The organism is Pontibacter akesuensis (assembly GCF_001611675.1).
In the GTDB taxonomy this organism is placed as follows: Bacteria; Bacteroidota; Bacteroidia; order Cytophagales; family Hymenobacteraceae; genus Pontibacter; species Pontibacter akesuensis.
Genome location: NZ_CP014766.1, coordinates 4259167 through 4271528, shown reverse-complemented (window position 1 = coordinate 4271528; position 12362 = coordinate 4259167). Strand labels below are relative to the sequence as shown.

Sequence of the window (12362 nt, the reverse complement as noted above, 5' to 3'; positions counted from 1 at the left end):
TTAATTTAAACTTATTTTATAATTAGTTTAACTTTAAGATCCAGAAGTAAAACAATTGTTTGTTAAACCTCATGTTCCAAATTTTTGGCTAATTATCAGGGTAGTTTTGCAACTATACCTAATAGCAGGGGTATACTATATACATAGAAAAGAATTGGATTTTTCATGACATGTATCGCAAATACTAAAGCAGTTGGCGATCTGTTTTTAACAAAAGCAACATGAGGACGAAGCACTACAACCCCAGTAAACTCGAAATAAACTTTGCGAAAGCTATAAAAGACCTAGCCCCCCAACTAGAAGCACAGATGGAGGAAGGTGACAGGGTGATCAACATAGAATCTATCCACGACGCAGACAATCCATTGGTTATTTACAAATTAGAAGATAAAGAAGGAGACCGGCACGAGGTTGTTGTCCAGATTATACAACGCCCCGACACAATAGTAAAGTAAGAAAGAGAAAAGAAATATCTCAGAAAGGCGCGTTTCTATACCTATGTATATGAATGCGCCTTTCTGGCTGAGGAAAAGTGGAAGTGGCTACAGCATTAGGTATGGCTCCAATAAGGAAAGTTGCTACTGTTTAGCTGAGACTACAGATACTCTGATTTAATTATAGAAATTAGCGGGAACCATTCATTTGGTGTTGCGGCCGCTTGAAGAATTGCATAGCTATAAAGGAAATCATCACACCCGAGATAAGACCTTCCAGCATGAGCACGGTGAAAATCACTATTCCGGGCGTTACCTCAATGCGCTGGCCCAGGTATTGTTCTGCTGTAAGCAGCTCCACAAAAGCCTCCCCTGCTATTTTCAGGTAAATGAGCATGAACGTCGCGAAGATTACCGTTGCCACTATAGATGTTATGATACCGGTGCCCAACCCCTTGAAGTACTTTACATTTCCTTCCTCTTTAACTTTATATCCTCTTAGGGCCAACACCACGCCCACCGCCAAAATGATACCGTTGAGGAATCGTAGTTCAACGATATGGGTAAGGCCGAGGAGGGCCATAAGCAGGAAGTAAGCGATGAGCGCAGCTGCAGTCAGCAATCCGTACTTCAAGCCAATTTTTTCCATTTTACATAAAGTTAATTAGGAGTAAAGAGCCCTGCTTCTTTATTTGATCTGATCCGTCATAGTATGATCCGGGTTCTTAAACCACTGCATTGCGATGAAGGCAATCCATGCACCAGGAACGGTTCCGTACAAAATTGTCAAGACAAACAGGGAAAGTATGGACAACCCTTCCGGGAAAAAAGAACTAGCCTGTAGGGCTGCCAGGTATTCCCTGTCGATGGCACTGACAAAGATGGCCAGGAATACAGCAAGTATACTGGAAGAAACCGCTCCAACCGTAGCGCCAATCCCGAGGCCTTGAAAATATTGAATCACACCGCCTTTTGCCTTCTTAAAGTTTGAAATGGCCAGGCAAATGCCTATCACCAGGAATAAGCCGCTTATAAAGGAAAGTTCTACAATGTCGAGGACTCCCAAAGCCCACATTATCAGGAAGTATATGATGTGTACTATGCCAACAAGTATACCATACTTGATCGAAACCTTTTGGTAGGTTATAGTAGAAGATGCCATGTATTGAATAGGTTTAAATTTAGACTTGACTGCTCACTAAAATGAACAGATTAATCGCGCAAATGGTTATATAAAGAGCATTTGGAAGCATCCGAACTTGTTGGAATGCTTCACTTATTAATATTATTAAAATTATATACTAAAGATACAGCAGTGGTGTTGTGCTTTAGCCTTGTTTTTTTCTGTGATAAGACGCAAAACAGCTGGCAATTAAGCACATGCATGTCGCCGCTTCACCTTTTTTTATTATGCTGCATTACAAGCGAAAGCGTTAAGACGCGCTTTTTTTCGTAGCTTTGCAGCCAAATCTGAAACTATACCCATACGCAAACCCTATGATTAGTACGAACAATGTCAGCCTGTCTTACGGCAAGCGCACATTATTTGAAGATGTAACCATTAAGTTTACTCCCGGCAACTGTTATGGCCTGATCGGGGCCAATGGCGCTGGAAAGTCGACTTTTCTGAAAATACTATCCGGAGAAATAGACCCTAACACGGGCACAGTGGATATTCCTGCCAACGCCCGCCTGGCGGTGTTAAAGCAGAACCACTTTGAATACGATGAATACCCAGCCCTGCAGACGGTGATCATGGGCCATAAGCGCCTATGGGCTATCATGGCGGAGAAGGACGCGCTGTACGCGAAACCTGACTTCAGCGAAGAAGACGGTCTTCGCGCGGCAGAGCTGGAAGGAGAGTTTGCCGACCTGGAAGGCTGGAACGCAGAGTATGAGGCAGCTGAACTTTTGAGTGGCCTAGGTATTTCAGAAGACCTGCACCACTCCCAGATGCTGGACCTTAGCGGCAGCGAAAAAGTGCGTGTGCTGTTGGCGCAGGCCCTGTTTGGAAACCCGGAGATCCTGCTGCTGGACGAACCAACAAACCACCTCGACGCCGAATCGATTATGTGGCTGGAGAACTTCCTCGATAGCTTCCCTAACACGGTGATTGTGGTATCGCACGACCGCCACTTCCTGGATGCTGTTTGTACGCATGTGGCAGACATCGACTTCAGCAAAATACAGCTGTACGCCGGTAACTACAGTTTCTGGTACGAGTCCAGCCAGCTGGCCCTGAAGCAGCGCTCAGACGCTAATAAGAAGACAGAAGACAAGCGAAAGGAACTGGAGGAGTTTATCCGCCGCTTCAGTGCAAACGCCTCCAAATCAAAGCAGGCTACCTCGCGTGCCAAGTTACTGGAGAAACTGACGGTGGAAGATATCAAGCCCTCCTCACGCAAATATCCTTATATCGCCTTCAAACCAGAGCGCGAAGCTGGCAACCAAATCCTAAACGTCGAGAACCTGTCGAAGGTGATTGACGGGCAGCCTATCTTCACCAACATTAACCTGATGGTGGACAAAGGCGATAAGATTGCCGTAATCGGTCGTAACGACATTGCTGCCTCCTCTTTCTTTAAAATCCTGTTCAACGAAGAGAAGCCAACAAGCGGCGACTTTAAGTGGGGCACGACCATTACATCTTCCTTCTTCCCGAAAGACAACGCCGAGTTCTTCGATACCGATCTGAACCTGGTGGATTGGCTGCGTCAGTACTCCGTGGAGAAAGATGAAAGCTTTATCCGGGGCTTCCTGGGCCGCATGCTTTTCTCCGGTGAGGAGTCGTTGAAGAAAGCGAACGTACTGTCGGGTGGAGAGAAAGTGCGCTGCATGTTTTCCCGCATGATGCTGCACTCTGGTAACGTACTGGTTTTCGACGAGCCGACGAACCACCTGGACCTGGAATCAATTCAGGCGCTAAACAACTCGCTTCGTGAATTTGATGGTACCATTCTGTTCTCGTCGCATGACCTTCAGTTTGTGGACACCATCGCGAACCGAATTGTGGAGCTAACGCCAAGCGGCATTATTGACAAGCGCATGAGCTATGAGGAGTACCTGTCGGATGAAACGATCAAAGAGACACGCAAGAAAATGTATTCTAAAGCCGTTGTATAGTCATCCACATATATAAACTTGCTGAAAGATGCTGAAACATGTCCGCTCCTTAATTGTACTGTGCCTGCCTTCATTGTTGCTGCTACTTAGCAGCAACAATGCAGCAGCACAGGTGCCTGATACAACTTATCGCAAGCCAGAGCTGCCTACCGGGCCTCCGGTTCCTGTAGAGAAGCAGCGCCCGCGTGTGCAGGAGCAGCCTAAGCCAAAGCCGCAGGTAATTGAGCAGGAGTTGCCTGTGCAGCAGGAGACAGATGAGGAGCAGCTTCGGTTTATCGACAAGCTATACTTTGGTGGAAGCCTTGGTTTGCAATTCGGCACTTTTACCAATATCTCCATCATGCCTACGCTTAGCTATGCTGTGTTTCCAAAGGTATTTGCAGGGGTTGGCGCGGTATACCATTACAAAAGCGGAGGCGGTGTGAACTTCAATAACTACGGCGGCCGTGGGTACCTGCAGGGGGAGCTGGTGGAAATAGGCGGCGGCGCCTTGCTGGCACATGGCGAGGTAGAGAGCCTAAGTGTGGAGTACGCCTATTACGACCAGATGGGCCGAATGATGGGGAAGACCCGCAGCAGCTTAACCATGCCCCTGGTGGGTCTTGGGTACCGCCAGCGTATCTCCAGCAAAGGCTCTTTCGATTTGCTTGTGCTCTATAACGCAAACGACAGTTTCTATAACCCTTACAGCAATCCCGTTATTCGGTTTGGGTTGAACATACCGTTTACGAACAGGTAAGCTTTCCTCTCTAAGAGATTATAAAAAAGCGGCTGCCAAAGTATGGCAGCCGCTTTTTTATTTATGTTGATTTAGCTGTTTAACCCCTTATGAGTCGAAGCAGCACTACAATAATCGCAATTACAAGTAGTATGTGGATCAGACCACCTACAGCATCAGGGAATCCAAGGAAACCGATAAGCCAGATGATCACAAGTACTACAGCTATAATATACAATAAATTTCCCATAGTTTTATTTGTTTAGTGTTTCGTTATTTGTTTGTTGTTACGTGTATAAGGTGCTTTGGTTAAGCACTTCGGATCAGGCGCAACAGCACCGCGATCACTGCTATTACCAGCAGTACGTGAATAATTCCACCGACAGCATCCGGGAAACCCAGGAAACCGATCAGCCAGAAAATCACCAGTACTACGGCGATGATATAAAGTAAATTTCCCATTGTTCTCGTTTTGTTTATTGCAGCTACTATACAGATTTCCTTTAAAAAGGTTGCTTTATATTGCGGCTGCGCGTTTTGTATTATTCTATTTTCTAGCTTTTACGGCGCTTGAATATAAAGGATTTGGATTATACTATAAATTTAAATAATAAATAGTGCTAAAGGTGTCAATTCGCTCTTTGGCTGCTGTTTCATTTACCTCCATACCCCCTATTTATCAAAAGGTTAAGCCAATCGGCAAGGTCTAAAAATAAAACATGCGCCCGCTACAATAAACTTGGCGCTAAGCATTGGCCAAATATCAGGTTATAAGTTTTAGGATTAATAGTTTGTAAGAATTTAAGAATCCCCCAGCACCTTAAAAGGATAACCCTAAAGTTCTTAGCTTTGTATAGACTAATCAAAACTCAAGACATACACCTATACCCTATGAAGAGAATTGCAGTAATTGGTTCCGGCACCATGGGCAATGGCATCGCGCATGTGTTTGCACAAAATGGTTTTCCGGTTTCGCTTATTGATATATCGGAGGAGGCGCTGCAGAAAGCGCTTGGCACCATCAGCAAGAACCTGGACCGCATTGTGGCCAAAGGAAACCTGACAGAGGAGCAAAAGCAACAGACACTGAACAATATTAGCACCCACACTTCTATGGAAGAAGGTGTGAAGGATGCGGATCTGGTAGTGGAAGCCGCCACTGAAAATGTGGACCTGAAGCTGAATATTTTCCGGGACCTGGAGAAGTTCACAAAGCCCGAGGCCATACTTGCCTCCAACACCTCCTCTATCTCTATCACCAAAATTGCCTCCGTTACCAACCGCCCCGACAAAGTGATTGGCATGCACTTCATGAACCCTGTGCCGGTGATGAAACTGGTGGAAGTAATTCGCGGCTACTCTACTTCTGATGAAGTAACTACACAAGTGATAGAACTGTCGAAGAAATTAGGCAAAGTACCCGCCGAGGCAAACGACTATCCGGGCTTTGTGGCCAACCGCATCCTGATGCCGATGATCAACGAGGCCATCTACTCGCTGTTTGAGGGCGTTGCCGGCGTGGAAGAAATTGACACGATTATGAAACTCGGCATGGCGCACCCAATGGGACCGCTGCAGTTAGCCGACTTCATTGGTCTAGATGTTTGCCTCTCAATTCTGAACGTGCTGCACGATGGCTTTGGCAACCCTAAGTATGCCCCTTGCCCGCTGTTGGTGAACATGGTGCAAGCCGGCCACAAGGGCATCAAATCCGGCCAGGGCTTTTATTCCTGGACTCACGGCACCAAAGAACTGGTGGTGGCAGAACGGTTCAGAAAATAGTTGATCGTTGCTCGTTATTCGTTGATCGAATAGTGTGATAAAACTTATACTTAAAAAAAGAGCCTCTGATACTACATCAGAGGCTCTTTTTTTAAGTATGTACATTGTTTTTCCCGATTAACGAGCAACAATTAACGTGCAACGAAACTACACCGCTACTGCGTGGTCGCGCAGCACATCGTTCAGGGAAGTTTTTAAGTCCGTGCTCTCTTTGCGCTGCCCGATGATGAGGGCGCAAGGCACCTGGAATTCACCGGCTGGGAATTTTTTGGTATAGGAACCCGGAATAACCACCGAGCGTGGTGGCACATAGCCTTTGTAAACTTTCTCTTCGCTGCTGGTAACATCAAAAATCTTGGAACTGCCCGTAATGGTTACGCCAGCGCCGATCACAGCTTCTTTGCCAATGCGGCAGCCTTCTACCAATATACTTCTGGAGCCGATAAAGGCACCGTCTTCAATAATAACAGGGGCAGCCTGCAATGGCTCTAATACGCCACCTAGTCCCACGCCACCGCTTAGGTGCACGTTCTTGCCTACCTGCGCGCAGCTTCCCACTGTAGCCCAGGTATCCACCATGGTGCCGGAATCCACGTACGCACCAATGTTCACGTAAGATGGCATCATCACCACGCCTCTGGCCAGGAAAGCCCCGTAACGTGCCACTGCATGCGGCACTACGCGTACGCCTAGATCGGCATAGTTCTTCTTCAGCTCCATCTTATCATGAAACTCAAAAGGGCCTACCTCTATCGTTTTCATTTGCTGGATCGGGAAGTATAGCAGCACGGCTTTCTTCACCCACTCGTTTACCTGCCAGTCGTCTCCGGCTGGTTCTGCCACGCGCAGGCGGCCCTTGTCCAGTTCCTCCATCACCGAGCGGATGGCCTCTATGGTATTATTTTCTTTCAGCAGTTCACGGTTCTCCCAGGCCTGCTCTATCAGTTGCTTTAGTTCCATGTTCAGGATATGGTTTATTCAGAATATTCAGCAAAAGTAAGTATTTTTGATGGATGTCCGAAAAGAGAATCCTGCTGGCAGCGGTATTGAAGCCCGTGAATGACACCCGCATGTACGAGAAGCTGGGACTATCTCTAAGCAAACTACCGGATACCCAAATACATATTGCAGGTTTCCATGCGCCGCTACCCACGGATGCTCCCTCCAATCTTAGGTTTCACCCGATCTTTCGCTTTAACCGGTTAAGCCTCACTCGCTTCAAAGCACAGCAGCTATACCTCAACTTGCTGCAACAGCTACAGCCACACCTCATTATTGCCTGCACGCATGAGTTGCTGCTGCCAAGTATGCGCTACTGCCAAAGCACAGGCGCTAAACTGGTGTACGATGTGCAGGAAAACTACAGCCTGAACCTCACCTCGCAGCGCAATTATTTACCGGTGCTTAGGCAGCTGCTTGCCTGGAGTGTACGCCGGGCAGAACGCCGGGCGGCACATGCTGTTTCGCATTTCCTGTTGGCCGAGCGCAGCTATGCCGATGAGTTGCCATTTCTGGAAGAAGCCAGGTATAGCATCATCGAAAACAAGTATAAACCTGCACCGGGATACACACTGCCTGCCACGCCCGTAAGGCTGCAGCAAGTGCCCCTGCGCCTCCTGTACTCGGGTACTATCGCAGAGATGAACGGAGTTTTCGAGGCGGTGGAGTTGGCCGAAAAGCTGCATGCGCTGGACGAAACAGTTTCGCTGAAAATTATTGGCTACAGTTCCCGGCAGGACACGCTGCAGCGGCTAAAGCAGCGGATAAAGGAGAAACCTTATATCACGCTGGTGGGCGGTGATGGATTGGTGCCGCACCAAAAAATTCTGGAGGCGATAGGCGAAAGCAGTGTGGGGCTGCTCCCCTACTGGCCGCACCCCAGCACTTCCCGTTGCATTCCCACCAAGCTGTTCGAGTACATAGCCTATGCCCTGCCCGTGCTGGTGCAGCAAAATCCGTTATGGGCAAGTATAGTGGCAGCAAATAAGGCTGGTCTTTCGGTAGACTTTGCAGCGATACAGCCACAGGAACTGCTGCAGCGTATACGACAGCAAACTTTTTATACTTCGGGTGTTCCGGACACAGTTTACTGGAAAAGCGAAGAGGCAATGCTCAACAGCTTAATTAAAGAACTCTTAAATTAATTACATACATATAGAATTTATATTTTAGATTACTCTAAATTAAAAACTAATCTTTACATTTGTCATCTTAAGCAACCTATCGTATGCGGAATTCAAAAATTGCGGGCATTGGTCACTATGTGCCTGATAACGTGGTAACGAACAAAGACCTGGAGAAACTGATGGATACCTCGGATGAGTGGATCAGGGAGCGGACCGGAATTGTGGAGCGGCGTTATTTTACAGAAGGTGTAGACACCACCGCCAACATGGGCGCTGAGGCTTCGCGCCGTGCCCTGCAAATGGCCAACCTGGAGGCAAAAGACGTGGACATGATTATTTTCGCCACGCTTAGCCCCGACTATGTATTCCCGGGTTCCGGCGTGATCATGCAGCGCGAACTGGGGCTCAAGGAAATTCCGGCGCTGGATGTGCGCAACCAGTGCTCTGGCTTTATATACGCCTTGTCGGTAGGCGACCAGTTCATCAAAACAGGCATGTACAACAACGTGCTGGTGGTAGGCGCCGAGATTCACTCTACAGGTTTGGAGTTCTCTGACCGTGGCCGGGGCGTGTCCGTTATTTTCGGGGATGGCGCCGGTGCTGTAGTGCTTAGCCCATCCGAGAGCAATGACAAAGGAATACTTTCCACGCACCTGCACGCCGATGGGGAGTTTGCCGAGGAACTGGCGGTAACAGCCCCGAACAGCAATAAAAAGGAGCGCCTGACGCATGAGATGCTCGACGATGGCTCGGTTTACCCTTACATGAACGGAAACCTGGTATTTAAGCATGCCGTCACCCGCTTTCCGGAAGTGATAAACGAGGCCCTGGAGAAAAACGGTTACCAGCCATCGGATGTGGATCTGCTTGTGCCGCACCAGGCAAACCTGCGCATCACATCTTACATACAGCAGAAGATGGGCTTACCTGCCGAGAAAGTGATGAGCAACATCCACAAGTATGGCAACACCACGGCTGCCTCTGTACCGATTGCCTTAAGCGAAGCCTATCAGGAAGGGCGCATTAAAGAAGGTGATCTGGTATGCCTAGCTGCTTTTGGCTCAGGCTTCACCTGGGCATCAGCGCTGATACGCTGGTAGTTTGAAGGAATTATGAATGACGAATTATGAATTATGAATTGAAGATGGACAACCATTTCTAATTTATAATTCATAATTCATAATTAAACGCCATGCACCATAGCTACACCGAGGAGAATTACATCAAGGCAATCTATAAACTGTCGGCTAACGGCACGCAGGAGGTAAACACCAACGCTATTGCGGAAGCACTGGAAACCAAGGCGGCCTCTGTAACCGATATGCTGCGCAAGCTAAGCGCCAAAGGCGTGGTGCACTACGTGAAGTATAAAGGCGTTACGCTGACAGAGGCAGGCGAGCGTGTGGCGCTGCAGATCGTGCGGAAGCACCGGCTGTGGGAGACTTTTCTGGTGGAGAAGCTAAAGTTTAACTGGGACGAGGTGCACGAGATGGCGGAAGAGCTGGAGCATATAACCTCCCCCCTGCTAACCCGGCGGCTCGACGAGTTTCTGGGTCACCCAAAGTTTGACCCGCACGGAGACCCGATCCCTTCTGAAACCGGGGAAATAAATCAGAAAAAACAGGAGTTGTTGGCCGAACTGAGCATCGGTACTGAAGGAAAGGTAGTGGGCGTGAACGATTCGCAGCCGCTGTTCCTGCAGTACCTCGATAAGATGGGCATTGGCCTTGGCTCCCACATCACCATCCTGGACAAAATACCTTATGATAATTCGCTTGAGATACTTCTGAACGGACAAAAGCAGTTGCTTCTCTCCAGCGAAGCAACACGTAATATTTTCTTATCGGCTTAACTGAAACTACAAACTTAGCACAAGCTACTTTAGCACATACAGGGCTAATTTATACTTCAGGCAAGTAAACAAAACCTGCACATGAATTCAGCGTGAGCCTCCACTTGTCATCCTGAAAAGATCTTGGAGGATGGCTGGTTAAGCCGCTGCTACCCTACTTATACTTCAATTATGTAGCAGCAGGTTCCCCTCCTTTGATAAAGAGGAGCTAGGGGTGGTTTGACACGAAAAAGCAGTGCTCCCTTCCCTCATTTAGTGTTGGGGCATGCAACAACGAGCGGTAAGTACGCTTGGGCACAAGCGGACGCTTGCGCCAGTAAGAAGTAAAAACAAACCGAAGTGGTGTTAAGGAGGATTATTTTAAAGGACAGTTCAAGCAAAACGAAAAAAACCTATAGCCATACTTATACATGACCGCACATGCTACAGCAGGAGATCAAGCGAAGTAAATCGCTTGAAGAAGTAAATGCTTCTGTCGATACCACCCAACAAACCACCGTTTGGCGCAGGCTTTTCGCTTTTCTGGGGCCAGCTTACTTAGTAAGTGTGGGGTACATGGACCCGGGCAACTGGGCAACCGACATAGCCGGGGGAAGCCAGTTTGGCTATAAGCTGCTATGGGTGCTGCTGATGTCGAACCTGATGGCGATCCTGCTGCAAAGCCTTAGTGCACGATTGGGCGTGGTACGGGGGCTGGACCTGGCGCAGGCATCGCGCGAGACCTATCCGCCGTTCATTAATGTGCCGCTGTATTTTCTGGCTGAAATCGCTATTGCGGCCTGCGACCTGGCCGAAGTACTGGGCATGGCCATCGGCTTGCAGCTACTCTTTGGTATACCTTTAGTGTGGGGCGTCAGCATAACCGTGCTGGACACGTTCCTGCTGCTGTTCCTCATCAACAAAGGCATGCGCAAAATGGAAGCCTTTGTGCTGGCACTCGTTATCATAATTGGCGGCGCTTTTGTGATGGAAATGTTCTTTGCCAAACCCGATGCCGGCGAGCTGCTGACAGGCCTGATCCCCTCCATACCAAACAACGACGCCCTCTACATTGCCATCGGCATTATTGGTGCCACGGTGATGCCGCATAACCTCTACCTCCACTCCTCGCTTGTGCAGTCACGCAAGATAGAGCGTACCCCGAAAGGAATTTGGCAGGCCATCAAGTATAATTTTATTGATTCGGCAGTTGCCCTGAACCTGGCGTTTTTCGTGAACGCGGCCATACTTATACTTGCCGCAGCCGCATTCTATAAAAATGGCATTCATACCGTCACCGAGATTCAGGATGCGCATCAGTTTCTGGCTCCTATACTTGGGAACAAGTGGGCTCCTATCCTTTTTGCGGTAGCCCTGATTGCGGCTGGCCAAAGCTCCACCCTCACCGGCACCCTGGCAGGTCAGATCGTGATGGAGGGCTACCTGAACCTGCGCATACAGCCCTGGCTGCGGCGCATGCTTACGCGCCTGCTGGCCGTTGGCCCGGCCCTTTTCGTAATCCTATACTTTGGCGAAGACCAGACAGGTGAGTTGCTGGTGCTAAGCCAGGTGATACTTAGTTTGCAGCTGGGCTTTGCCGTAATTCCGCTCATCCACTTTGTGAGCAACAAAAATCGGATGGGCGAGTTCGTGATTGGCACCTGGCTGAAGCTGGGGGCCTGGCTCATTGCAGCCACCATCGTCACGCTGAATGCAAAGCTGGTGGTGGACCAGATCATCGGGTGGTTTCAGGAGGCGGAGAACCCCGTGTGGCTCTGGATTTTTGTCGTGCCGCTTACGCTGGCCTGCGCTGCCCTGCTCCTCTACATCACCTTTCAGCCGCTATTCGTTAAAAGTATAAAAGAACCAAAAGCCGTCCGCCATCATCAGCCGGTTAAGTATGAGCCCGAGGTAAAACCGCGCTACCAGCGCATCGCCATTACGCTTGATTTTTCGGAAGTCGATAAAAACGTGCTCGACAGTGCCATGGCCATTGGCGGCGTGGGGGCGGAATACCTGCTCATTCACATAGTGGAGACGGCCGGGGCGCTGGTACTGGGGCAGGAAATCCGGGATATGGAAACCAGCGCCGATGGGGACAACCTGAAACGCTATGCCGACGACCTGCGTAGCCGAGGCTATGACGTGCGGGTGCAGCTTGGTTTTGGAAGTCCGAAACAACGCATCCCGAAACTGGTGAAGGCATTCGATGCCGACTTACTGGTGATGGGCTCACACGGACATAAAATGGTGAAGGACCTTATCCTCGGAACCACCATTGATGCCGTACGCCATGCCGTAAAGATTCCGCTGCTGATCGTGTAGCAGCTACAGGCTGAACTTAAAGC

The 12362-nt window shown here is 48.9% G+C and carries 13 protein-coding genes; 8 read left to right on the top strand and 5 right to left on the bottom strand.

Going from position 1 to position 12362, the window contains the following annotated elements; all coding sequences use genetic code 11:
• The first annotated feature begins 221 nt into the window (after positions 1-221).
• Positions 222-455, top strand: a complete 234-nt coding sequence (locus A0W33_RS18055; RefSeq protein WP_068839494.1) for a hypothetical protein — start codon at positions 222-224, stop codon at positions 453-455.
• Positions 456-624: 169 nt separating this feature from the next.
• Here A0W33_RS18055 and A0W33_RS18050 read toward each other — a convergent pair whose 3' ends face one another.
• Together A0W33_RS18050 and A0W33_RS18045 are read right to left on the bottom strand one after the other, a co-directional pair.
• Complete coding sequence (locus A0W33_RS18050; protein ID WP_068839493.1) at positions 625-1083, bottom strand: DUF4199 domain-containing protein; 459 nt, start codon at positions 1081-1083, stop codon at positions 625-627.
• Positions 1084-1122: 39 nt separating this feature from the next.
• Positions 1123-1596, bottom strand: coding sequence for a DUF4199 domain-containing protein (locus A0W33_RS18045; protein WP_068839492.1), 474 nt, complete (start codon positions 1594-1596; stop codon positions 1123-1125).
• A 335-nt stretch (positions 1597-1931) separates the two neighbouring features.
• Between A0W33_RS18045 and A0W33_RS18040 the strand changes: the two genes are divergently transcribed.
• Positions 1932-3557, top strand: a complete 1626-nt coding sequence (locus A0W33_RS18040) for an ABC-F family ATP-binding cassette domain-containing protein (protein WP_068839491.1) — start codon at positions 1932-1934, stop codon at positions 3555-3557.
• Positions 3558-3585: 28 nt separating this feature from the next.
• Complete coding sequence (locus A0W33_RS18035) at positions 3586-4296, top strand: hypothetical protein (protein ID WP_082815299.1); 711 nt, start codon at positions 3586-3588, stop codon at positions 4294-4296.
• A 79-nt stretch (positions 4297-4375) separates the two neighbouring features.
• On the opposite strand, the gene A0W33_RS21010 is transcribed toward A0W33_RS18035, so the two are convergent.
• Complete coding sequence (locus A0W33_RS21010) at positions 4376-4525, bottom strand: lmo0937 family membrane protein (protein ID WP_115566706.1); 150 nt, start codon at positions 4523-4525, stop codon at positions 4376-4378.
• A gap of 59 nt (positions 4526-4584) precedes the next feature.
• Positions 4585-4737, bottom strand: a complete 153-nt coding sequence (locus A0W33_RS21005) for a lmo0937 family membrane protein (protein WP_139237079.1) — start codon at positions 4735-4737, stop codon at positions 4585-4587.
• 429 nt (positions 4738-5166) lie between these two features.
• On the opposite strand from A0W33_RS21005, the gene A0W33_RS18030 reads away from it, so the two are divergent.
• Positions 5167-6057, top strand: coding sequence for a 3-hydroxyacyl-CoA dehydrogenase family protein (locus A0W33_RS18030; protein ID WP_068839490.1), 891 nt, complete (start codon positions 5167-5169; stop codon positions 6055-6057).
• Positions 6058-6204: 147 nt separating this feature from the next.
• On the opposite strand, the gene A0W33_RS18025 is transcribed toward A0W33_RS18030, so the two are convergent.
• Positions 6205-7017 (bottom strand): 2,3,4,5-tetrahydropyridine-2,6-dicarboxylate N-succinyltransferase, encoded by an 813-nt coding sequence (locus A0W33_RS18025; RefSeq protein WP_068839489.1) that lies wholly within the window; start codon positions 7015-7017, stop codon positions 6205-6207.
• A gap of 53 nt (positions 7018-7070) precedes the next feature.
• Here A0W33_RS18025 and A0W33_RS18020 point away from each other — a divergent pair, with 53 nt between their 5' ends.
• The 4 genes from A0W33_RS18020 (at position 7071) to A0W33_RS18005 (ending at position 12339) form a co-directional block, all read left to right on the top strand.
• Positions 7071-8201: a glycosyltransferase gene (locus A0W33_RS18020; protein ID WP_068839488.1), complete on the top strand. Its 1131-nt coding sequence runs from the start codon at positions 7071-7073 to the stop codon at positions 8199-8201.
• An 83-nt stretch (positions 8202-8284) separates the two neighbouring features.
• Positions 8285-9283, top strand: a complete 999-nt coding sequence (locus A0W33_RS18015) for a 3-oxoacyl-ACP synthase III family protein (protein WP_068839487.1) — start codon at positions 8285-8287, stop codon at positions 9281-9283.
• A 92-nt stretch (positions 9284-9375) separates the two neighbouring features.
• On the top strand, positions 9376-10035 hold the full coding sequence (locus A0W33_RS18010) for a metal-dependent transcriptional regulator (protein ID WP_068839486.1): 660 nt from the start codon (positions 9376-9378) through the stop codon (positions 10033-10035).
• A gap of 420 nt (positions 10036-10455) precedes the next feature.
• A complete protein-coding gene (locus A0W33_RS18005; protein ID WP_068839485.1) occupies positions 10456-12339 on the top strand; it encodes an Nramp family divalent metal transporter in 1884 nt (627 codons plus the stop codon).
• The last annotated feature ends 23 nt before the right edge of the window (positions 12340-12362 follow it).